The 23299-nt window shown below is 66.7% G+C and carries 18 protein-coding genes; 14 read left to right on the plus strand and 4 right to left on the minus strand.

The features are described from left to right. Positions 1-40: 40 nt before the first annotated feature. Positions 41-1840, minus strand: coding sequence for a methanol/ethanol family PQQ-dependent dehydrogenase (locus ISP17_RS18165; protein ID WP_404635715.1), 1800 nt, complete (start codon positions 1838-1840; stop codon positions 41-43). A gap of 378 nt (positions 1841-2218) precedes the next feature. Beyond that, positions 2219-3130, minus strand: coding sequence for a LysR substrate-binding domain-containing protein (locus ISP17_RS18170; RefSeq protein ID WP_404635717.1), 912 nt, complete (start codon positions 3128-3130; stop codon positions 2219-2221). 104 nt (positions 3131-3234) lie between these two features. Here ISP17_RS18170 and ISP17_RS18175 point away from each other — a divergent pair, with 104 nt between their 5' ends. Together ISP17_RS18175 and ISP17_RS18180 are read left to right on the plus strand one after the other, a co-directional pair. Next, entirely contained in the window at positions 3235-3420 is a 186-nt protein-coding gene (locus ISP17_RS18175; RefSeq protein WP_404635719.1) for a hypothetical protein, read from the plus strand. Positions 3421-3526: 106 nt separating this feature from the next. Continuing rightward, on the plus strand, positions 3527-4471 hold the full coding sequence (locus ISP17_RS18180) for an aldo/keto reductase (protein ID WP_404635721.1): 945 nt from the start codon (positions 3527-3529) through the stop codon (positions 4469-4471). Between the two features lie 9 nt (positions 4472-4480). Here the strand turns inward: ISP17_RS18180 and ISP17_RS18185 are convergent, their stop codons facing one another. Together ISP17_RS18185 and ISP17_RS18190 are read right to left on the minus strand one after the other, a co-directional pair. After that, positions 4481-5548 (minus strand): TraB/GumN family protein, encoded by a 1068-nt coding sequence (locus tag ISP17_RS18185; RefSeq protein WP_404635723.1) that lies wholly within the window; start codon positions 5546-5548, stop codon positions 4481-4483. A 149-nt stretch (positions 5549-5697) separates the two neighbouring features. Then, a complete protein-coding gene (locus ISP17_RS18190) occupies positions 5698-7929 on the minus strand; it encodes an NADP-dependent isocitrate dehydrogenase (protein ID WP_404635724.1) in 2232 nt (743 codons plus the stop codon). 379 nt (positions 7930-8308) lie between these two features. On the opposite strand from ISP17_RS18190, the gene ISP17_RS18195 reads away from it, so the two are divergent. The 12 genes from ISP17_RS18195 to ISP17_RS18250 all read left to right on the plus strand — a co-directional run bounded on the left by ISP17_RS18195 (position 8309) and on the right by ISP17_RS18250 (position 23102). Next, a complete protein-coding gene (locus ISP17_RS18195; RefSeq protein WP_404635725.1) occupies positions 8309-9946 on the plus strand; it encodes an OFA family MFS transporter in 1638 nt (545 codons plus the stop codon). A 28-nt stretch (positions 9947-9974) separates the two neighbouring features. After that, positions 9975-10496, plus strand: coding sequence for a formate dehydrogenase subunit gamma (locus tag ISP17_RS18200; RefSeq protein WP_404635727.1), 522 nt, complete (start codon positions 9975-9977; stop codon positions 10494-10496). Next, entirely contained in the window at positions 10493-12031 is a 1539-nt protein-coding gene (locus ISP17_RS18205) for a formate dehydrogenase beta subunit (RefSeq protein WP_404635729.1), read from the plus strand. The genes ISP17_RS18200 and ISP17_RS18205 overlap by 4 nt, the downstream gene beginning before the upstream one ends. A 27-nt stretch (positions 12032-12058) precedes the next feature. After that, the gene (gene fdhF, locus ISP17_RS18210; protein ID WP_404635731.1) at positions 12059-14944 is read left to right on the plus strand and encodes a formate dehydrogenase subunit alpha; all 2886 of its coding nucleotides are present in this window, start codon (positions 12059-12061) and stop codon (positions 14942-14944) included. Positions 14945-15027: 83 nt separating this feature from the next. Continuing rightward, positions 15028-15258 (plus strand): formate dehydrogenase subunit delta, encoded by a 231-nt coding sequence (locus ISP17_RS18215; protein ID WP_404635733.1) that lies wholly within the window; start codon positions 15028-15030, stop codon positions 15256-15258. Between the two features lie 133 nt (positions 15259-15391). Then, positions 15392-17077: a type IV secretory system conjugative DNA transfer family protein gene (locus ISP17_RS18220; RefSeq protein ID WP_404635735.1), complete on the plus strand. Its 1686-nt coding sequence runs from the start codon at positions 15392-15394 to the stop codon at positions 17075-17077. A gap of 848 nt (positions 17078-17925) precedes the next feature. Continuing rightward, positions 17926-18363, plus strand: a complete 438-nt coding sequence (locus ISP17_RS18225) for a hypothetical protein (RefSeq protein ID WP_404635737.1) — start codon at positions 17926-17928, stop codon at positions 18361-18363. Further along, positions 18360-19229 carry a virB8 family protein gene (locus tag ISP17_RS18230; RefSeq protein ID WP_404635739.1) on the plus strand — a complete coding sequence of 290 codons (870 nt, stop codon included), beginning with the start codon at positions 18360-18362 and terminating at the stop codon, positions 19227-19229. Before ISP17_RS18225 ends, ISP17_RS18230 begins: the two co-directional genes overlap by 4 nt. 62 nt (positions 19230-19291) lie before the next feature. Continuing rightward, a complete protein-coding gene (locus ISP17_RS18235) occupies positions 19292-19996 on the plus strand; it encodes a TrbG/VirB9 family P-type conjugative transfer protein (RefSeq protein WP_404636058.1) in 705 nt (234 codons plus the stop codon). After that, on the plus strand, positions 19993-21165 hold the full coding sequence (virB10, locus tag ISP17_RS18240) for a type IV secretion system protein VirB10 (RefSeq protein WP_404635741.1): 1173 nt from the start codon (positions 19993-19995) through the stop codon (positions 21163-21165). The genes ISP17_RS18235 and virB10 overlap by 4 nt, the downstream gene beginning before the upstream one ends. A gap of 11 nt (positions 21166-21176) precedes the next feature. After that, entirely contained in the window at positions 21177-22208 is a 1032-nt protein-coding gene (gene virB11 / locus ISP17_RS18245) for a P-type DNA transfer ATPase VirB11 (protein ID WP_404635743.1), read from the plus strand. 42 nt (positions 22209-22250) lie between these two features. Beyond that, complete coding sequence (locus tag ISP17_RS18250) at positions 22251-23102, plus strand: lytic transglycosylase domain-containing protein (RefSeq protein ID WP_404635745.1); 852 nt, start codon at positions 22251-22253, stop codon at positions 23100-23102. Positions 23103-23299 lie beyond the last annotated feature (197 nt).

Here is a 23299-nt window from a genome sequence, read left to right on the forward strand (position 1 = left end):
GCCACGCCTCCCGCGGGAGGCATGGCGCCGGGGCTGCTTGTCAGTCGAGGGCGAACACCATCAGGGTGCCGCCGAGGTTGGTGTAGTCGCCGAGCGTGGCGGTGGCGCCCACTGCGCCGAGGCCTTCGCTGGCCTTGGTGAGGTTGTTGGACAGGCCGATCGCCGCCCAGCCGCCCACGCCGCTCAGGATCGCCACGTACTGCTTGCCGTCATGCGTGTAGGTGATCGGGTTGCCGATGATTCCCGACGGCGTCTTGAACTGCCACAGCACCTTGCCGGTGTTGATGTCGACCGCGCGGAACCAACCGGTGAGCGTGCCGTAGAAGGCGATTCCGCCCTTGGTGGTGAGCACGCCGGACCAGTCCTGGAAGCGGTCGTTCACAGCCCACTTGGTCTGCCCGCTGATCGGGTCGAAGGCGATGAAGCGCCCGCCCACTTCGCCGTGGTCGGCCGGATACATGTTCACCAGCGCGCCGACGTAGGGGAAGCCGGCCTTGTACTTCACGTTGAACGCCTGGTAGTCCATGCAGACGTGGTTGGTGGAGACATAGAACAGGCCGGTGTTGGGGTCGTACGAGGCCGGCTGCTGGTCCTTCGAGCCCTGCGAGGACGGGCATATGTCCTTCACGTTGAGACCTTCCTTGGTCATCTTGTCGGCGACCACCATCGGGCGGCCGGTCTTCATGTCGATGCCGCTGGCCCAGTTCACCGCCGGGTCGAACTTGTGCGCGGCGATCAGCTTGCCGTTGGCGCGGTTCCACACGTAGGCAAAGCCGTTGCGGTCGAAGTGGGTCAGCGTGGGGATGGTTTTTCCATCCACCTTGGAGTCGCTGAGGATGCTTTCGTTGACGCCATCGTAGTCCCAGCCGTCGTGCGGGGTCATCTGGAACACCCACTTGGCTTCGCCGGTATCGGCATCGCGCGCGATCACCGACATCGAGTACTTGTTGTCGCCGGGGCGCTGGGTCGGGTTCCAGGTGCCGGGGTTGCCGGTGCCGTAGTAGAGGAGGTTGAGCTTGGGATCGTAGGTGTACCAGCCCCAGGTGGTGCCGCCGCCGAGTTTCCACTGGTCGCCCTGCCAGGATTTCAGGCTGGAGTCCTTGCCGACCGGCTTCTGGGTGGCGCCGTCGATGGTCTTGCGCGGATCGAACATGATCTGGTCGTCCGGCCCGGTGCTGAAAGCACGCCACGCCTGCTTGCCGGTGTCGATGTCGTAGGCGGTGATGTAGCCGTGCACGCCGTACTCGGCGCCGGACACGCCGGTGATCACCTTGTCCTTCACCACCAGCGGAGCCATGGTCATGGTCTGGCCGAGCATCGGGTCGGCGTTCTGCGCCTTCCATTTCACCGCGCCGGTCTTGGCGTCGAGGGCGTACATCACGCCGTCGAGCGCGTTGGCGAAGATCATCCCCTTGCCGTAGGCCGGACCGCGGTTGACCACGTCGCAGCACGCCACCGACGGCGCGAACTTGTTCTGGTCGGGGGTGAAGCTCCACACGATCTTGCCCGGGTCATCGAGCGACACGGCATAGACGTGGTTGGGGTAGGAGCTTTCGAAATACATCATGTTGCCGATCACCAGCGGCTGCCCCTCGTGGCCGCGCAGCGAGCCGGAGGACATGGTCCAGGCCACGTGCAGGTTCTTCACGTTGTCGGCGGTGATCTGGTCCAGCGAGCTGTAGCGCTGGGCGGTGTAGTCGCCCGATGGCATCACCCACTGGTTGTGGTCCTTGGCCATCTGCATCAGCTCGTCGTTGGCCATCGCGCCGGTCGCGGCCAGGCCCAGTCCCAGCCCGAGCACGATCGACCATGGGCGGGAACGTACGGATGTGTTTCGCATGGTGGATTCCCTTGTGTCTGCCGTGGAACGAAAGCGGGCCGCAACGAACGCCCGCCGTCGGAGTGCGTGCCGAGTCTTCTGCAGGCGCCGTGCCAGCGCGGCGGCCACCGCGAATACGCAACACATTCATCTACTTGGCATTTTTGTGGCGGCGCAGCAGAACCGGGGCGCGACACACCGGGTGTGCTCATTCCGCAACAGTGCCTGCTGCACTTTTGGCTCAGCGAAAGAACGCGCGGCCGCGGTCGTTCCGACCGCAGGTCCGGAGAGCTCGGCGTAGGTCGCCCGAGCGATCCGTCAGTGGCTCGTCCGTGTCGGTCCGGCGGATCGCTGGTCCGGCCCCTGTGCAGCGGGCGGTTCGCGGGGCGCCGCCTTCAGTCAGGCGGCGAAATCGGCCGGTTCGGGCAACTGGCGGCAGTAGCTGTCCGCCTCGGCGAGCAGCCATTCGCGGAACGTGGCGAAGCCGCGATGCTCGAGCGAGCGCGGCGGATACACCAGCCAATAGGCGTCCAGCACCGGCAGGTAGCGTTCGCCCAGCACCACCAGACGACCGGCATCGATCAGCGACTTGGACATCACCATGCGCCCCATGGCGACGCCCAACCCCTCCAGCGCCGCGTGACGCTGCGCCTCGAAGCTGTCGAAATGCGCAACGTAGCGATGCGGCAGCTCGCCGCCATAGCGGGCGAACCAGTCCCGCCAGCGATTGGCCGGATTCGGATCGCCGAGCAGCGGCCAGCGCGAGAGATCGTTCGCGTCGGCGCCGGCCATCCTCGCCACCAGCTCGGGCGCGGCCACGGGCGCGATCCACTCGCCGAACAGGCGCTCGCTGTGCAGTCCAGCCCATTCGCCGCGGCCGTAGCGCAGGGCGGCATCGACTGGTTCGCGCTCGAAGTCCACCAGGGCCGAGCCGGACTGCAGGCTGAGCTCCAGTTCCGGATGCGCCGCCACCAGCCGCGGCAGTCGCGGTACCAGCCAGCTCGACATGATGCCCGGGCTGGCGCTGAGCCGCAGGGTGTGATCGCGGGGCGTGCGCAAGCGCGAAAGCGCGCGCTCGATGGCGTCGAAATGCTCGCCCACCGCTTCGAGCAGGCGGCGGCCGTCCACCGTCAGCGCTACGCCGCGCGGCCCGCGGACGAGCAGGCGGCGTTCCAGCCGTTCCTCCAGCTGACGCATCTGGTGGCTGAGGGCACTCACCGTGAGATTCGCCTGCTCGGCGGCGCGCGACAGATTGCCCAGCCTGGCGACCAGCACGAACTGTTGCAGCAGACCCAGCGGCAGCTTGCCCATCTTGAATATCTCTCAAGCCTTTCTTGCCAATTTATCGCTTTTGCGGCGCATATGCCGCTCTTATCTTGAGCGCTCCCCAAGTCAACGCCCCCACGGGAGGCGCCATGAATTCGCTCTGGAAAGACCTGCTGATCCTGCACGGCCACCTCGTGCAGAAGGAGGAGTTGCTCTGGAAGGCCGGCACCGGCAGCGAGGCGGATCAGGACGAAAGCCGCGCAAAGAAAGCCAGATCCGCCGCGGTGAAGTGCTGCATGGCGGTCGCCTGGCCGCGGCTGGCTGCGCCGCGCTGACCGGTGCCCGCTGCGCGTCCGCTCGGTGATCGCTGCGGATGCATCACGCATCCTTGCGCGGACGCGTGCATGCTTGTCGCTTTCTGACCGTCCGGGGTGTTCCGCCGTGCACAAGCGTCCACTTGGCAAATCGTCGTTCTCCATCGCTCCGCTCGCCTTCGGCGGCAACGTGTTCGGCTGGAGCGTCGACGAGGCGCGCTCGTTCGAACTGCTCGACGCCTTCGTCGACGCCGGCTTCAACCTGATCGACACCGCCGACATGTACTCCTCGTGGGCGCCGGGCAACCGCGGCGGCGAGTCGGAGACGATCATCGGCAAGTGGCTCAAGCAGAGCGGCAAGCGCGAGCAGGTGGTGATCGCCACCAAGGTGGCGAAGTGGAACGAGCAGCCGGGGCTGTCGCCGGTGAACATCCAGCAGGCGGTGGAGGGTTCGCTCAAGCGCCTGCAGGTGGACTGCATCGACCTGTACCAGGCGCACGAGGACGACGCCAGCGTGCCGCTGGCCGAGACGCTGGGCGCGTTCGCGCGGCTGATCGAGCAGGGCAAGGTGCGCGCGATCGGCGCCTCCAACTATTCCGCCGACCGCTTCGCCGAGGCGCTGGCGACGTCACGCGAGCACGGCCTGCCGCGCTATGAAAGCGTGCAGCCGGAGTATCACCTGGCCAACCGCGCCGGCTACGAGGCGGAGTTGGAGCCGCTGGTGCGCCGCGAGCAGATCGGCGTGATCAGCTACTACTCGCTGGCCAGCGGCTTTCTCAGCGGCAAGTACCGCAGCGAGGCAGACCTGGCCAAGAGCGCGGCGCGCAGCGGTGCGGTGAAGAAGTACCTCAACCCTCGCGGCATGCAGATCCTCGCCGCGCTCGATGCGGTCGCCGCTGCCCACGGCGCCACGCCGGCGCAGGTCGCGCTGGCCTGGCTGATGGCCCGCCCCGGCATCACCGCACCGATCGCCAGCGCCACCAGCGTGGCGCAGCTGCACGAGTTGATGGGCGCCGCGCAGCTCACGCTGGCGTGGGAAGAGATCGCCGCGCTGGACCTCGCCAGCGCGTAACCGCCCGAGTCAGCGCGACGAGGTCGTGGCGGCGGCCGGCACGGCGGCCTCGGGCGCGTCGTCGGCCGGCACTTCGTCGGGCGCGGTGATGGTGTAGCCGCGCGCACGCAGCTGCCCCAGCGTGCTGTCCGGCCCGATCAGCGCCTCCAGCGGCAGCATGGCGAAGCTCTGCGGGTGTTCGGCCAGCGCCTTGTCGGCGGCGGCGAGCCAGGTGTCGCGCACGCGTGCGGGCAGATCGTTCAAGCCCAGCTGGCGGGCGAAGCCGGCTTCGGTGATGGCGTTGAGGCAGGCCTGCCGGGCGCCGTCCGGCGGCAGCGTGCGCAGCGCGTCGATGTCGCCGGTGGCCCAGGCGTTGGCGCGGGCGCGGATCAGCGGCAGCTCGATCTCCAGCCCGGTGACCGCGCGGTGGAAGCATTCCAGGTCGTTCGGGCCGCTGCGGGTGAACGCCTTGATCGCCCCGCGCAGATCGTCCATCTCCACGTGATAGGCCACCTTGGTCAGCTGCATGTTGTGCCGCTTGGCCAGCCCGCGCACGGTGTCGGTGACGCTGGTCTTGCTGTCCAGGTCGCTTTTCTTCAGCGCCTTGCGGTACAGCTCCAGCGCAGCGAACAGCGGGCGCCAGCGTTCGACGCCGCCGTCGCGGCCGATGTACTTCGCCTTCAAGGCCTGCCACTTCGCGTAGTCGTCGGCGTTGACCAGGTCGACCAGCCTGGCGCCGTCCGGATTCTTGCGCGCACTGAACAGCGAGGGCAGCAGGAAGAGCTTGCCGAAGAAGCCGACCTTGGTGTCGATCTTCGCCGTCGGCGCGCCGAGCACCACCTGCGACGCGGCGATGGCCCGCTCCACGTCGGCGGTCTGCCACTGCATCTTCTCCGGCAGTGGTGAGAGCGTGGCGAGGATCCACAGCACGTGGTCGCCGCGCCGCACCTGCCACAGGCCTGGCCCCGGCTGCACACCGCTCACCGTGACGGCTTCGAGCTGGGTCACGCTGCCGGCCGGCGCCGGCGCGACCGCCTGTGCCGCAGCGAGGAAGGGAGTGAGCAGCAATGCGGCGAGGGCCAGCAGGCGCAGGGGCATGAGACGTCCTTGAATCATCGCGGGGGCAGGTAGGACCATCGCACGACAGCGCGGGTTCCACGCGTGCCAATAGGCAGAACGACCGCGGTCGCCATGCGAAAAAAAGAGCGCCCGATGGGCGCTCCCTGGTTCGAGCCATCGCGCGCGGATCAGTGCAGCGTGGCCAGCGCCTGGTTGAAGGTGGCGCTGGGACGCATCGCCTGGCTCACCCGCGCCAGGTCCGGGTGGTAGTAGCCGCCGATGTCCACCGGCTTGCCCTGCGCGCCGTTGAGCTCGGCCATGATCGCCGCCTCCTGCTCCAGCAGCGCCTTGGCCAGCGGGGCGAAGGTGGCCTTGAGCGCGCCGTCCTCGTTCTGGTCAGCCAGCGCCTGCGCCCAGTATTGGGCGAGGTAGAAGTGGGTGCCGCGGTTGTCGAGCTGGCCGACCTTGCGCGCTGGCGAGCGGTTGTTGTCCAGGATGCGGCCGTTGGCCTCGTCCAGCGCCTTGGCGAGCACCTTGGCTCGGGCGTTGCCGGTCTTGTCGCCGATGAATTCCAGCGAGGCCTGCAGCGCAAGGAACTCGCCCAGTGAATCCCAGCGCAGGTAGCCCTCTTCCACGAACTGCTGCACGTGCTTGGGCGCCGAACCGCCGGCGCCGGTCTCGAACAGACCGCCGCCGGCCATCAGCGGCACGATGGAGAGCATCTTGGCGCTGGTGCCCAGCTCCATGATCGGGAACAGGTCGGTGAGGTAGTCGCGCAGCACGTTGCCGGTGACCGAGATGGTGTCCTGACCCTGGCGAATGCGCGAAAGCGACAGTGCCATCGCGTCCACCGGCGACAGGATGCGGATATCCAGCCCGACGGTGTCGTGGTCCTTCAGGTAGCGCTGGACCTTGGCGATCACCTGCGCGTCGTGCGCGCGCTTCGCGTCGAGCCAGAACACCGCCGGCGTGTTCGACAGCCGCGCGCGGCTGACCGCGAGCTTCACCCAGTCCTGGATCGGCGCGTCCTTGGTCTGGCACATGCGCCAGATGTCGCCAGCCTCCACCGCGTGCTCGAACACCACCCGGCCATCCTGGTCGGTGACGCGCACGGTGCCAGCAGCGGCGATCTGGAAGGTCTTGTCGTGCGAGCCGTATTCCTCGGCCTGCTGCGCCATCAGGCCCACGTTGGGCACCGAGCCCATGGTGGCCGGATCGAACGCGCCGTGGGCGCGGCAGTCGTCCAGCACCGCCTGGTAGATGCCGGCATAGCTGCGGTCGGGGATCAGCGCCACGGTGTCCTGCAGCTGCCCCTGCGCGTCCCACATCTTGCCGGAGTCGCGGATCATCGCCGGCATCGAGGCGTCGACGATCACGTCCGACGGCACGTGCAGGTTGGTGATGCCCTTGTCGGAGTTGACCATCGCCAGCGCGGGGCGCTTGGCGTACTCGGCGGCGAGGTCGGCCTTGATCGCCGCCTGCCGGTCTTCCGGCAGCGACCCCAGCCGCGCGTACAGGTCACCGATGCCGTTGTTGGGATTGAAGCCGATCGTCTGGAGCGCGGCGGCGTGCTTGGCCAGCACATCCTTGTAGAACTCCTCCACCACCACGCCGAACATGATCGGGTCGGACACCTTCATCATGGTGGCCTTCAGGTGCAGCGAGAACAGCACGCCCTCGTCCTTCACACGGGCGATCTCGGCCTGGACGAAGCGCGCCAGCGCGGCGCGACTCATCACGGCGGCGTCGACGATCTCGCCCGCCTTCACCGCGACCTTCTCCTTCAGCACGCTGACCGCGCCGTCGGTGCCGTGCAGCTCGATCTTCAGCACGCCCGCCTTGTCCAGCGTGGCGGACTTTTCGCTGTCGTAGAAATCGCCGCCGTCCATGTGCGCCACGCGGCTCTTCGAGGCGCCGCTCCACGCGCCCATCTTGTGCGGGTGCTTGCGCGCGTAGCTCTTCACCGACGGCGGCGCGCGACGGTCGGAGTTGCCCTCGCGCAGCACCGGGTTCACCGCACTGCCCTTCACCTTGTCGTAGCGGGCGCGGATGTTCCACAGCTCGACGTCGCTGCGCGGCTCGTCCGGATACTCCGGCAGCGCGTAACCCTGCGACTGCAGCTCCTTGATCGCGGCCTTCAGCTGCGGCACCGAGGCGCTGATGTTGGGCAGCTTGATGATGTTGGCCTCGGGCGTGGTGGCCAGCTCGCCCAGCTCGGCCAGGTCGTCGGCGATGCGCTGGTCGTCGCGCAGCGATTCGGGAAACTGGGCCAGCAGGCGCCCGGCCAGCGAGATGTCGCGCGTTTCCACCGCGATGCCCGCCGTTCCGGCGAAGGCCTGCACGATCGGCAGCAGCGACTGCGTGGCCAGGAACGGCGCTTCGTCGGTAAGCGTGTAGATGATCTTGGGGGTGTCGGACATGAGGAAACTCTTTCCTGGACAGGGGGCGGATATCGGTCAGCCGCAAACCATGGTGGCTTGCCCGGTGATACGCAAGACCGGGCGGAACGAACGACCATTTTGACGCCAGCGACGCGCATTGGACACCGGCCGCATCGACCCAGGCCCGCGACGCAGGCGCCGCCTGCTGCATCGCAGCGCCCGCCAACGCCCAGGCATGCCACCGCGCCGCCCCGGCATGCTGGTGGCACCGCGTCATCTCTCTGCAGCGTTTTGATGCGACCTATGTCGAGTAGCCGCCCCGCTCAGGCGGGCGGCATGATCAAAAGCGCTGTGCCACTCGCGGCGGAGTAGCGAAGGCACGCGTCCGTTTTTCCACTTTCACAGGGGGAGAGGCTTTATGGCCAGTGTGCCGGCGGCAAACAGCAACGCAGGATTCTTCGCGCGGGAGGGCACCATTGCAGGCCCGGCCTATAACCGATGGTGGGTGGTGCCGGCGGCACTGGCGATCCACTTGTGCATCGGCATGGCCTACGGCTTCTCGGTGTTCTGGTTGCCGATGACCAAGCTGGTCGCCACCGCCGATCCGGCGATGTGCACCAACCTGAGCTTCATGGCCGCGCTGACCACCACCAGCTGCAACTGGACGGTGCCGCAGGTCACCCACATCTTCGAGACCTTCATTGCCATGCTCGGCATCTCGGCTGCCCTTTGGGGCGGCTGGCTGGAGCATGCGGGCCCGCGCAAGGCCGGCTTCATCGCCGCGCTGTGCTGGGGCGGCGGCCTGGTGCTGGGCGGCATCGGCGTATCGATGCACCAGCTGTGGCTGGTCTACCTCGGCTGCGGCGTGCTCGGCGGCGTCGGCCAGGGCCTGGGCTACATCACGCCCGTGTCGACCCTGATCAAGTGGTTCCCCGATCGCCGCGGCATGGCCACCGGCTTCGCCATCATGGGCTACGGCGGCGGCGCGATGGTGGGTGCCCCGCTCGCGGTGGCGCTGATGAAGCACTTCTCCGCCACCAGCCCGCAGGGCGTGGCCACCACCTTGATGGTGATGGGCGTGATCTACCTGCTGGTGATGTCCGCCGGTGCGTTCGGTTTCCGCGTGGCGCCGGTGGGCTGGAAGCCGGTTGGCTGGACGCCGAAGGCTGCCGACAGCAGCGCCATGATCACCAAGCGCCACGTGCACCTGAACCGCGCGTGGAAGACCCCGCAGTTCTGGCTGGTGTGGGGCGTGCTGTTCCTCAACGTGACGGCCGGCATCGCGGTGATCTCGATGGCCAGCCCGATGCTGCAGGACGTGTTCGGCGGCAAGCTCGCCGGCCTCACCGAAGCGGCGGCAGACCTCACCCCGGCGCAGAAAGCCGCGGTGGTGGCGGCAGCGGCCGGCCTGGTCGGCCTGATCAGCCTGTTCAACAGCCTGGGCCGTCTGTTCTGGGCATCGCTGTCGGACAAGATCGGCCGCAAGAACACCTACTACGCGTTCTTCATCCTCGGCATCGTGCTGTATTGCCTGCTGCCGACCTGGGGCCACATGGGTGTCGCGGGTCTGTTCGTGATCACCGTGTGCGTGATCCTGAGCATGTACGGCGGCGGCTTCTCCACGGTGCCTGCCTACCTGGCCGACCTGTTCGGCACGCAGATGGTGGGTGCGATCCACGGTCGCCTGCTGACCGCCTGGTCGGCGGCCGGCATCTTCGGTCCGTTCGTCATCGCGGCGATCCGCGAAGGCCAGCTTGCCGCCGGCGTGGCCAAGAACCTGGTCTATGACCGCACGCTGTACATCATGGCCGCGCTGCTGTTCGTGGGCCTGATCTGCAACCTGCTGGTGAAGCCGGTCAAGGAATCGGCGTTCATGACCGACGAGGAGCTGGCCCGTGAGCGTTCGCTGCAGCACGACACGGGCGGCAGCGCCGGTGCTGAGACCGCTGCGCGCGGCAACTTCGGTGTCGCAGGCGTGATCTTCTGGCTGGCCGTGGGTGTACCGTTCCTGATCGGTTTGTACATCGCGCTGGCCAAGGCTGCTGCACTGTTCTGAACGTTTTGCTCCGAGAAGGTTTGAAGCAATGAATCACCCGGCACGGGCGGGCTCCGGCCCGCAGGAAAACTCCAAGTGGCTCTCCCCGGAGAGCCACGCCGCGGTGCTCGAGGTCACGGCCCGGCTGAAGGATCAGCCGGGCGCCCTGCTGCCGATCCTGCACGGTGTGCAGGAGGCGCTCGGTTACGTGCCTGAAGGCGCCATTCCGCTGATCGCGCGCGAGCTCAACCTGTCGCGTGCCGACGTGCACGGCGTGGTCAGCTTCTATCACTTCTTCCGCACCCGCCCGTCGGGCAAGCGGATCGTCTACCTGTGCCGCGCCGAGTCCTGCCAGGCGATGGGCGCGGCGGCGCTGGAGCAGCACGTCAAGCAGCGGCTGGGCGTGGATTTCCACGAAACCACCGATGACGGGCTGTTTACGCTCGAACCGGTCTACTGTCTGGGCAATTGCGCCTGTTCGCCGGCCATGTTGGTCGACGAGGAATTGCACGGACGCGTCACGCCGGAGCGCTTCGATGCCTGGCTGAAGACCGCCCGGGAGGCTTCATGAGTTTCACTGTCTACGTTCCCCGCGATGCCGGCGCCCTCTCGCTGGGCGCGGAGGCTACCGCCGCCGCGATCGCCGCCGAGGCCGCACGCCGCGGCGTGGATGTCACCGTGGTGCGCAACGGCTCGCGCGGCCTGTACTGGCTGGAGCCGATGGTCGAGGTGGCCACCGACGCCGGGCGCGTGGCCTACGGGCCGGTGCTGGCCGATGACATCGCCAGCCTGTTCGACGCCGATTTCCTGCACGGTGCCCAGCACGCGCTGGGCCACGGGCTCACCGAGAAGATTCCCTATCTGGCGAAGCAGGAGCGGTTGACCTTCGCCCGCGTCGGCATCGTCGATCCGCGCAGCCTGGATGACTACCGCGCGCACGGCGGCTACCGCGGCCTGGACAACGCGCTGAAGCTTGCGCCGGCCGAGATCGTGCAGACGGTCACCGACTCCGGCCTGCGCGGCCGCGGTGGCGCCGCCTTTCCCGCCGGCATCAAGTGGAAGACCTGTCACGACGCGCCTGCCGACCAGAAGTACATCGTCGCCAACGCCGACGAAGGCGACTCGGGCACCTACGCCGACCGCATGGTGATGGAAGGCGATCCCTTCGTGCTGATCGAAGGCATGACCATCGCCGGCCTCGCGGTGGGCGCCACGCAGGGCTACATCTACCTGCGCTGCGAATACCCGCACGCACGCGACGCGCTGAACGCGGCGATCGCCGCGGCCGCGGCCGAGGGCTACCTCGGCGACAACGTGCGCGGCAGCGGCAAGGCCTTCCACCTGGAAGTGCGCATGGCCGCCGGCGCCTACATCTGCGGCGAGGAAACCTCGCTGCTGGAATCGCTGGAAGGCAAGCGCGGCCAGGTGCGCTTCAAGCCGCCGCTGCCGGCGATCGAAGGTCTGTTCGGCAAGCCCACGGTGATCAACAACGTGGTGACGCTGGCCTCGGTGCCGATCATCCTGGACAAGGGCTCGGCGCATTACCGCGACTTCGGCATGGGCCGTTCGCGCGGCACGCTGCCGTTCCAGCTGGCCGGCAACCTCAGGCACACCGGGCTGGTCGAGAAGGCCTTCGGCGTAACCATGCAGGAACTGCTCGAGGATTTCGGCGGCGGCACTGCCACCGGCCGACCGATGAAGACCGTGCAACTCGGCGGCCCGCTCGGTGCCTACATCCCGCCGTCGCGCTTCGACACGCCGATGGATTACGAGGCGTTCGCGGCGATCGGCGGCATGATCGGCCACGGCGGCCTGGTCGCCTTCGACGACAGCGTCGACATGGCGGCGCAGGCGCGCTACGCGATGGAGTTCTGCGCCATCGAGTCGTGCGGCAAATGCACGCCGTGCCGCATCGGCTCGACCCGCGGCGTGGAGGTCATCGACCGCATGCTGGCCAGCAAGGATCGCGACAAAGACGAAGCGCTGCTGCGCGACCTGTGCCAGACCATGCTGCACGGCTCGCTGTGCGCACTGGGCGGCATGGCGCCGTTCCCGGTGCTCAGCGCACTGGATCACTACCCTGAAGATTTCGCGCGCACCGCCTGACGGCACACGCGCGCCGGAGGTTCCACCATGCTTTCCATCGTCGAAATCGATCGCGGCACGCCGGCGGTCACGTCCGCCAAGACCGTCTCGCTGGAGATCGACGGCCGCACCATCGCCGTGCCGGAAGGCACCTCGGTGATGCGCGCGGCCTCGCTGGCCGGCATCGCCATTCCCAAACTGTGCGCCACCGAGATGCTCGATGCCTTTGGCTCGTGCCGCCTGTGCCTGGTGGAAGTGGAGGGCCGCCGGGGCTATCCGGCGTCGTGCACCACGCCGGTGGCCGAAGGCATGAAGGTCGCCACGCAGACGCCGAAGCTGGCCGAGATCCGCCGCGGCGTGATGGAGCTGTACATCTCCGACCATCCGCTGGACTGCCTCACCTGCCCCGCCAACGGTCACTGCGAGCTGCAGGACATGGCCGGCGTGGTCGGCCTGCGCGAGGTGCGTTACGGCTACGACGGCGCCAACCACGTCCACGCCAAGCAGTCCGATGGCAGCGCGAACCCGCTGTTCGTGGCCAAGGACACCTCCACCCCGTACTTCACCTTCGACCCGTCCAAGTGCATCGTCTGCTCGCGCTGCGTGCGCGCCTGCGACGAGGTGCAGGGCACGTTCGCGCTGACCATCCAGGGCCGCGGCTTCGACTCCAAGGTGTCGCCCAGCCAGAACGAGGATTTCCTCGGCTCCGAGTGCGTTTCGTGCGGCGCCTGCGTGCAGGCCTGCCCCACCGCCACGCTGAGCGAAACCACGCTGATCGAGCGCGGCCAGGCCGAGCACAGCGTCACCACCACCTGCGCCTATTGCGGCGTGGGCTGCAGCTTCCGCGCCGAGATGAAGGGCGAGGAGATCGTGCGCATGGTGCCCAACGTGGACGGCCAGGCGAACCACGGCCACTCCTGCGTCAAGGGCCGCTTCGCGATCGGCTACGCCAGCCATCCGGACCGCATCACCACGCCGATGATCCGCAAGAAGATCTCCGACCCGTGGCAGGTGGTGAGCTGGGACGAGGCCTTTGCCTACACCGCCAGCGAGTTCAAGCGCATCCAGGAAAAGCACGGCAAGCACGCGGTGGGCGGCATCACCTCTTCGCGCTGCACCAACGAAGAAACCTACCTCGTGCAGAAGCTGGTGCGCGCCGGCTTCGGCAACAACAACGTCGACACCTGTGCCCGCGTCTGCCACTCGCCCACCGGCTACGGCCTCAAGGCCACGCTGGGCGAATCGGCCGGCACGCAGGATTTCGACTCGATCCGCTCCACCGACGTGGTGCTGGTGATCGGCGCCAACCCCACCGACGCGCATCCGGTGTTCGGTTCGCAGATGAAGCAGCGCCTGCGCCAGGGCGCCAAACTGATCGTGGTCGACCCGCGCCGCATCGACCTGGTGCGCTCGCCGCACATCCAGGCCGACTACCACCTCAAGCTCAAGCCCGGCACCAACGTGGCCGTGCTCAACACGCTGGCCCACGTGATCGTCACCGAGGGGCTGGTGAAGGACGACTTCGTCGCCGCGCGCTGCGAGCCGGAAGCGTTCGAGCGCTGGAAAACCTTCGTCGCGCAGGACAAGTACAGCCCCGAGGCGATGGAAGCGACCACCGGCGTGCCTGCCGAGATGGTGCGTGATGCCGCCCGGCTGTACGCCACCGGCGGCAACGGTGCGATCTACTACGGCCTGGGTGTCACCGAGCACGCGCAGGGTTCCACCGCAGTGATGGGCATTGCCAACCTCGCCATGGCCACCGGCAACATCGGCCGCGAGGGCGTGGGCGTGAACCCGCTGCGCGGCCAGAACAACGTGCAGGGTTCGTGCGACATGGGCTCGTTCCCACACGAGTTCCCGGGCTACCGCCACGTCAGCGACGTCGCCACCCGCGAGCTGTTCGAGAAAGCGTGGGGCGTGCCGCTGCTGGACGAGCCGGGCCTGCGCATCCCCAACATGTTCGAGTCCGCGCTGGACGGCACCTTCCTCGGCCTGTACGTCGAGGGCGAGGACATCGCCCAGTCCGACCCGGATACCCAGCACGTCACCGCCGCGCTCAGCGCGATGGAGTGCGTGGTGGTGCAGGACCTGTTCCTCAACGAGACGGCCAAGTACGCGCACGTGTTCCTGCCAGGCAGCTCGTTCCTGGAGAAGGACGGCACCTTCACCAACGCCGAGCGCCGCATCTCGCGCGTGCGCAAGGTGATGAAGCCGCAGTCCGGCCTGGCCGACTGGGAGATCACCCAGAAGCTGGCCCAGGCGATGGGCTATCCGATGAACTACGCGCACCCGTCCGAGATCATGGACGAGATCGCCGCGCTCACGCCCACCTTCCACGGCGTCAGCTTCGACAAGATCGACCAGCTCGGCTCGATCCAGTGGCCGTGCAACGATGAGCACCCGGAAGGCACCCCGGTGATGCACGTGGACGAGTTCGTGCGCGGCAAGGGCCGCTTCATGCTCACCGAGTACGTGCCCACCCGCGAGAAGGTCAACGCGGAGCATCCGCTGATCCTCACCACCGGTCGCATCCTCAGCCAGTACAACGTGGGCGCGCAGACCCGCCGCACCGAAAACTCCATGTGGCACGAGGAGGACCGGCTGGAGATCCATCCGCACGACGCGGAAGAACGCGGCATCAACGACGGCGACTGGGTGGGCATTTCCAGCCGCAGCGGCGAGACCGTGCTGCGCGCCAAGGTGGCCGAGCGCATGCAGCCGGGCGTGGTCTACACCACGTTCCACTTCCCCGGCTCCGGCGCCAACGTGATCACCACCGACAACTCCGACTGGGCCACCAACTGCCCCGAGTACAAGGTCACCGCGGTGCAGGTGCTCAAGGTGAGCCAGCCCTCGGCCTGGCAGAAGCGCTTCCAGAGCTTCGACCAGCAGCAGCAGGGCCTGCTCAAGGCCGCCGAGCCCGTCACGCGCTGAAGGCACCGAACCCCGCGGGCTCACGCTCGCGAGGCTCGCTTCGACACGCGCCCCGCTCAACCCGCATCACGAAACGGCCCGCCATGAACATCGAACACCTCTCCCAGATGGTCAACGACATCGCCAACTATTTCGCGGCCGAGCCCGACCACGCGGCCGGCGTGAACAGCGTCGCCGACCACCTGCGCAAGTTCTGGGACCCGGTGATGCGCAAGCAGATCATCGAGCACCTGCACGCGGGCGGCGAAGGGCTTGAACCGATGGCGAAAGAGGCCGTGCGCGAGCTGGAACGTCGCCAGACGGCAGCAGCCTGACTCGACGGAAGTCTTGGCAATGCCACTCGCTGTGACGGCGTTCCGATCCTGGCCGCATCCTTCCAAGTTTCGTATCGGAAAGCGCGCACGTCTGCCGTAACATCGCCAGCCACCACACCACGGATGGCATGGCATGAACAAGGCAAAGGCAATCGCCGCCGCGGCGCTGGGTATGGCGGCGGTCGCAGGCGGCAACTACGGCGCAGGCTGGCTCACGCTGAGCTTCCTCCGGCTCGATACCTCAGCGCTGCGCTGGAACACCTATCTCCAATACGTGCGCGCGCTGCACGACCCGCAGGTGCACGCATACGCCGGCCGCATCAGCGCGGCCGGCTACCTCGGTTTCGGCATCCCGCTGCTGCTGTGGCTGCTGATCGTCTATTTCCTCTACCGCAGGAAGGCCGCCGCGCTCCACGGCGATGCACGCTTCGCCCGCGCGAGTGACCTCAGCAAGCACGGCCTGTTCAAGCCGTCCGGCAACGGCATCCTGGTGGGCAAGTTCCGCGGCCGGCTGGTGCGGCTGAGCGGCCAGCAGTTCGCGATACTGGCCGCGCCCACCCGCTCGGGCAAGGGCGTGGGCGTGGTGATTCCCAACCTGCTCGAATACGCCGAGTCGATGGTGGTGCTGGACATCAAGCAGGAGAACTTCGACCTCACCAGCGGCTGGCGCGCCAGCCAGGGGCATGAGGTGTTCCTGTTCAATCCGTTCGCCGAGGATCGCCGCACGCATCGCTGGAATCCGCTGAGCTACGTATCGAGCGATCCGGCGTTCCGCGTGTCGGACCTGATGAGCATCGCCGCCATGCTGTACCCGGACGGCGCGGACGAGCAGAAGTTCTGGGTCAGCCAGGCACGCAATGCGTTCATGGCCTTCACGCTGTTCCTGTTCGAAGCCTGGGATGACGCGGCCAAGCGCGGCGTGCCGATCTCTTTGCGCACACGGCCCACGCTGGGCGAGGTGTACCGGCTTTCCTCCGGTGACGGCACCGAGCTCAAGGCGTTCTATCAGCTGCTGTCGCAGCAGCCGTTCCTGAGCACCAACGCCAGGTCCGCCTTCGCCAACCTGCTCTCGCAGGCGGCCGAGACGTTCGCCTCGATCCTGGGCACCTTCAAGGAGCCGCTCAACGCGTGGATCAATCCGGTGCTGGACGCGGCCACCAGCGCGGACGACTTCCTGCTCACCGACGTGCGCAAGAAGAAGATGACCATCTACATCGGCATCCAGCCGAACAAGCTGGCCGAGAGCCGGCTGATCGTGAACCTGTTCTTCAGCCAGTTGATCAACCTCAACACGCGCGAACTGCCCCAGAACAACCCGGCGCTGAAGTATCAGTGCCTGCTGCTGATGGACGAGTTCACCTCGATCGGACGAGTGGAGATCATCGCCTCGGCGGTGTCGTACATGGCCGGCTACAACGTGCGCCTGCTGCCGATCATCCAGAGCATGGCCCAGCTGGACGCCACGTACGGCAAGGACGTCTCGCGCACCATGATCACCAACCACGCGCTGCAGATCGTCTACGCGCCGCGCGAGCAGCAGGATGCCAACGACTACTCCGACATGCTTGGCTACACCACGGTGCGCAAGCAGAACATCACGCGCGGCAAGAGCCGCGGTGATGTCTCGCGCAGCCAGTCGGAGGAACGGCGTGCACTGATGCTGCCGCAGGAGCTCAAAGCAATGGGTGCGGACAAGGAGGTGTTCTTCTACGAGGGCATCCCACATCCGGTGATGTGCCACAAGATTCGCTACTACCAGGACAAGCACTTCACCTCGCGCCTGCTGCCGAAGCTGACCATTCCGCCCCTCTCCGTGTAGTCCGACGCCGACAATGTTTCAGCGATTGCTTCCATGTGACACGTCGTCGAAGTGATCGAGGGCCCAATCAGTGCGTGATCGCGATCGCAGAATCGGCTGATGAATTTCGGCGCGATTCTCATGCGGCATTTTGTTCACGCACGACGCGGGCGCCGATTGGATCCGCGGACATTCCGCGACTGAAAACTTCCGTGAAGTCAAAAGGCTCCAGTGCGGCAAACCCATATTCCACGCGGCTTGCGCACGGTTTTCCTCGCGTAATGCAGACCCGCTTCGGGTCGACTGAAACGCGTGTGGCGAAGGCGCCAACGGCACGTCCGGGACTACCATCGAGCGGCGCCGTTAGGAAAATTTCCTAATGGACATGGCCTCTGGCGGCCGAACAATCTTTGGGCAAGACTTCGCGTCCGGGTGATCACGGTCACCCACAGGGGGACGTTCTTCGACCAGCCACCGAGTGGCTACGCCAGCCATCGAGATGGCCACGTCGAAGGCGTCGGGCAACAGGCTCGATCGAGCCACGGCAAGGACTGCTGATGATCACGCATATCGTCAATCACCCACGAAACCCTAGCTCCCCCGGCGTTCTCCCGGGCCGCTCCGTTTCGCGCAACTGACATGTTCGCGCGCCATAAAGCGCGGCGGGTCATCGGCAAGTGATCTCGACACAGGCGACCAGGCACGGGTCACCAGCAAGGCACACAGGCAGGACGCACGTGAAAGCTTCAGCAGCAGAGCGCATCGGCTCGCCCCCCTCTCGCGAACCATCGTCAGCGTGCGCTGCGTCGACGCGGCGCGCTTCTTTTCTTCCATCCGGGGTTGACGTGAACTCAGTGCTATTCAAACGAATGCTCGTCGGACCGGTGCTGCTTGCATCACTGGCGATGACTGCCTGCGGCACGCCGCCGGCGAAGGATTTCCGCGGCAGCTGGAAGCCGGTCAACCGCTTCCAGGATGCGCCCGTAGAGATCCCACTGGATCAGCCCTACACCTTCTACGCCGCACCGATGGACGAGACGCTGAAATCCATGCTGGACCGTTGGGCGAAGGACACCGGGCGCACGCTCACCTACGAGCTCGGTTTCGACGTGACGCTGTACAAGCCGGTGGCCGACATCCACACCACGAACCTGGAAGATGCGGCCTCCCGGCTCAACGAGATCTATGGTGCGCAGGGCGTGTTGGTAATCGCCCATCCGCGCGAGATCGTCGTGCGGGCTCCGGCTGCCGCCGCGGCCCCCACTGCTGCGCAAACGACACCGCGCGCTGCGGGGGTGCAGCCATGAATCTCGGGAAATCGTCCACGCCCGCGATCGAGCGTGCTGTCGCCAAGTCGGTGAACTTCGAGCTCAGCATCGCCGACCTCGCCCGTCGCAGCGAGCGGCGCGCCTGGTGGGTGGCCTTCTCGGCAATCGGCATGTCGCTGATCCTCGCCGGCGGCTACTTCTACATGCTGCCGCTGAAGCAGAAGGTGCCTTATCTGGTGATGGCCGACGCCTATACGGGTACCGCCACCGTGGCGCACCTCACCGGCAATTTCGGCCCGCGCGGAATCACCACCAGCGAAGCGATCAATCGCAGCAATGTCGCCCACTTCGTGCTCGCGCGCGAGTCCTACGACCTGGCCATGCTCAACCTGCGCGACTGGAAGACGGTGCAGACCATGGCCGCGGCCGGGGTCAAGGCCGAGTACACCAGCCTGTATTCGGCGCAGAACGAAAACAGCCTCTACAAGCAATACGGCAAGGACCGCGCGATCCGCATTCGGCTGCTGAGCATCGTGCTGCTCGGCGGCGGTCCGGGCATCACGCCGAAGGGAGCGACCGTGCGCTTCCAGCGCAGCCTCTACAACAAGTCCACCGGCGCCACCCAGCCAATGGACAGCAAGATCGCCACCCTCGAATTCACCTACAAGCCGAACCTGGACATGGACGATCAGAGCCGTATCGAGAACCCGCTCGGGTTCTGGGTCACCAGCTATCGCGTGGACAACGACTATGCAGCCGCACCGCCGCAGGAGATCGTCGACACCACGGCCGTTGCTCCGGCCTTGCCGGAACCGGCCGCCGTGGGCACGCCTGGCCAGGAAGGCAGCCCAGCGACCGCAGCTCCGGCAACGGCCGGTACGGTGAGCGGAGCGGAGCGCCCATGAATCGATCGACGTCCTGGCGCCTGATCGCCCCGGCGCTGCTCGCTGCCGCCTGTATCCCGCCAATGGCGCGCGCACAGGCGCTGGAGCAGTACGACTACCAGCCCGATCGCATCTATCCGGTGCGTACGGGCCTGGGCATCACCACGCAGATCGAGCTTAGTCCGAACGAGAAGATCCTCGACTACAGCACCGGCTTCAGCGCGGGCTGGGAGCTCACCCGTCGCGGCAACGTGTTCTACCTCAAGCCGAAGAACGTCGACGTGGACACCAACATGATGGTGCGCACGGAAACGCACTCGTACATCTTCGAGCTGAAGGTGGTGGCTACCGACTGGAAGACGCTCGACCAGGCCCGCCGCGCCGGCGTGCAGTACAAGATCGGCTTCAAGTACCCCGCCGATGCCAGCTTTGCCCAGGCCAAGAAGGCGCAGGAAAAGGTCGCCATGCAGAGCGCCGCACTGGTGCCCGGGCGCAGTTACAACTTCGACTACGACTACGCCACCCGCAACGGCAAGAAGGCGCCGTGGCTGGTGCCGGTGAACGTCTACGACGACGGCCGCTTCACCTATATCCGCATGAGCGACCTCAAGGCGTTCCCCACCGGCGACTTCCCGGCGGTGTTCATGCGCGAGCGTGAGCACGGCGAGGATTCGCTGGTGAACACCACGGTGGAAGGCAACACCATCATCGTCCACGGCACCTATGCCTATCTGGTGATCCGGCACGGCGACTATGTCGTGGGTCTGCGAAGGAACGCGAAAAAGTGAGCGCTCAAACTCCCCAAACGCCCGGTGACGCGCACGGCGCAGGCAGTGCTCCTGCAGCGACCGAACATGCCGAAGCGCTGGCCGGCAATCCGTACGCCAGCCAGTACCAGCAGCGCGCCGAAGAACCCGACCTCGATGCCGGATCGCCGCAGCTACGGGCGAGCGAACTGCGCCGCATGAACCATCGTGCCCTGCTGTTGCTCGGCACCGTGGTGCTGCTGCTGTTGTTCGTCGCCTACTGGATGATCCAGAGCGCAACGGCATCACGCGACAAGCCCAAGCCGCGCGAAGAGAAGGTGACCGTCGCCGAAGCCCCGACCGCCGTGGCGCTGCCGCAACTGCCGCGCCCGACACCGCCCCCGGCACAACCCATCCCGCTGATGCCGGCACCCGTGCGTACGCCGCCGCTGCCGCGCGAGCAGGCACAGGGACCGCGCGAACCCAGCCTGGTGCAGCGTCGCATCCTCGCCGCGGAAGCGGGTGGTGCCGAGGCGCCGCCGTCGGTCCCGATGCCGGCCGCTGCGGGCAATGGCCTGCCGGGCAGCGCGGATTCGGACATTACCAGTGCGCAGCCGCTGACCAAGCCGGACACGCTGATGCAGCGCGGCACGTACATCCGCTGCGTGCTGGAGACCCGCATCATTTCCGACGTACCGGGCTACAGCACCTGCCTGGTGACCGAGCCGGTGTATTCGTTCAACGGCCACACGCTGCTGCTGCCCAAGGGCTCCAAGGTGCTCGGCAGCTACCAGAAGCAGCAGAACCAGCGCCGCGTCGAGGTGATCTGGGACCGCATCATCACACCCACCGGCATCGACGTGAACATGAAGAGCCCCGGCATCGACAACCTCGGTGGCGCCGGCCTGCCCGGCCACTACGACGCGCACTGGGGCGAGCGGATCGGCGCGGCGCTGCTGATCAGCATGCTCAGCGATGCCTTCAAGTACGAGGCGGCCAAGCACGGTCCGACCACCACCACCATCAGCAACGGCTACGTCACGCAGGAGCCGTTCGAGAGCAACACCGCGCGCACCGTGCAGGATCTGGCCAACCAGGCCGTGCGTGAAGCCGCCAACCGCCCGCCGACGGTGACCATCAACCAGGGCACGGTGATCTACGTCTACGTCGCCAAGGACGTGGACTTCAGCGGCGTGGTCGCGCGGTTCTGACGGGCAAGGCCATGGACGATATCGCAGCCGAGATCTCCAACGACTTCCTCGACTACCAGTACCAGGTGCTGGGGGTGCGGGAGTTCATGGCCTCGCCCGACGTTACCGAGATCTGCATCAACCGCCCCGGCGAGATCTACCTTGAGAGTCGCGGCGGCTGGCAGCGCGTCGAGGTGCCCTCGCTGACGTTCGAACGCGCACGGCAGTTCTGCACGGCGGTGATCAACGAGAGCAACACCGGCCAGCGCATCACCGACGTCGACCCGGTGGTGTCGCTCACCTTTCCCACCGGCCAGCGCGCCCAGTTCGTGATCCCGCCGGCCTGCGAAGCGGGCAGCGTGTCCATCACGATCCGCCTGCCGTCCAAGCAGCTCAAGACGCTGGAGCAGTACCAGCGCGACGGCTTCTTCGACGAGATCGTGGAAGTGAACCACGGCCTCGGCGAGCACGACAGCGAGCTGCTAGAGCTGCGCGCCGCACGCCAATACGCCGACTTCTTCCGCCAGGCGGTGCTCAACAAGAAGAACATCGTGGTGTCCGGCGCCACCGGCAGCGGCAAGACCACCTTCATGAAGTCGCTGGTCAACCACATCCCGGCCGACGAGCGACTGGTGACCATCGAGGATGCCCGCGAGCTCTTCATCGAACAGCCCAACGTGGTGCACCTGCTGTACTCCAAGGGCGGCCAGAGCGCGAGCAATGTGACGGCCAAGAGCTGCATGGAAGCCTGTCTGCGCATGAAGCCCGACCGCATCATCCTGGCCGAGCTGCGCGGTGACGAGTCGTTCTATTTCATCCGCAACTGCGCCTCCGGCCACCCCGGCTCGATCACCAGCTGCCACGCCGGCAGCACCGAGCAGACCTGGGACCAGCTGGCGCTGATGGTGAAAGCCTCCACCGAAGGCGCCGGCCTCGAGTTCGCCACGATCAAGCGCCTTCTGCGCATGACGATCGACATCGTCGTGCACATCAAGGCGCACGCCGGAAGGCGTTGCATCACGGGGATCGACTTCGATCCGGGACGCACGTTCCCCGAGCACTGAGAGTTCGCAACCACCCGTTCGCTGCAGCAAGGAATGATTCCGATGTTTACCGCCATGGACATGACGATGTGCCCCAACCTCGCCGTACCGGCCGAAGTGATGCACCACGTCGTGCAGGTGGAATCCGGGTCCAACCCGTTTGCAATCGGCGTGGTCGGGGGCCAGCTGGTGCGCCAGCCCACTTCGCTCGACGAGGCGCTGGCGACCGTGCAGATGCTCGATGCGAAGGGCTACGACTATTCGCTTGGAGTGGCCCAGGTGAATCGACGCAACCTTGGGCGCTACGGGCTGAATAGCTATGCGAAGGCCTTTGATGCCTGTGCCAACGTGGCCGCTGGCGCACAGATCCTCGCCGAGTGCTACGACCGCTCCGGCAACGACTGGGGCAAGGCCTTCAGCTGCTACTACTCGGGCAACTTCGTCACCGGCTATCGCGACGGCTACGTGCGGAAGGTCTACGCGTCGATGCAGGAGGATGCATCGGCCGGCACATCCCTCGCGGCGGCACCGATTCCTTTGAGGCCGGCAAACACCGTACGGCAAGACGCCGTCGCCCGGCTGCGGCACACCGCGGGGACGCCGGGCTACCGCATCGCGATCCGCAGCGTGGCGCTCGACGCGGCGGCGAATGCGGCGGTGTCAGCTGTTGCCAATACGGTCAACGTGCACGCTGCCATCGCGCCAGAGCCCGCAGCGGAAGCGTCGAATGTGGCATCGGGCACCCTGCCCCCGTCGAGTTCCGCGCCAGGAATATTCAGGCCGGTGGTACACGGCCCCAACGATCCGGTTGCAGCACCTGCGCAGGGCGCGTCTCCTGCTCTTGCGGCAGCGCCTGTGGCAACCGATCGGGCCGACCTGCGTCAGGAGCAGCGCGATGCCGCATTCGTCTTTTGATCCGGGCCGGCGTCCGCGCCGTTCTGTGCCCTCTCGTGGCTGTGCGAGCAGCCGCTGTCTTTGGCCATCTGGCCACCTCACCGTCCGGGCCTCGCTCCGGACACATCGCAACGAATCGACTGTATCCATCGCAGTCGCGAACCCAAGTGGCCATCGCCCGATAGCCGCCGCCATCTTCAACACCTGATAGGGAACTT

The sequence above is a fragment of the Dyella ginsengisoli genome, from assembly GCF_044904665.1.
In the GTDB taxonomy this organism is placed as follows: Bacteria; Pseudomonadota; Gammaproteobacteria; order Xanthomonadales; family Rhodanobacteraceae; genus Dyella_A; species Dyella_A ginsengisoli.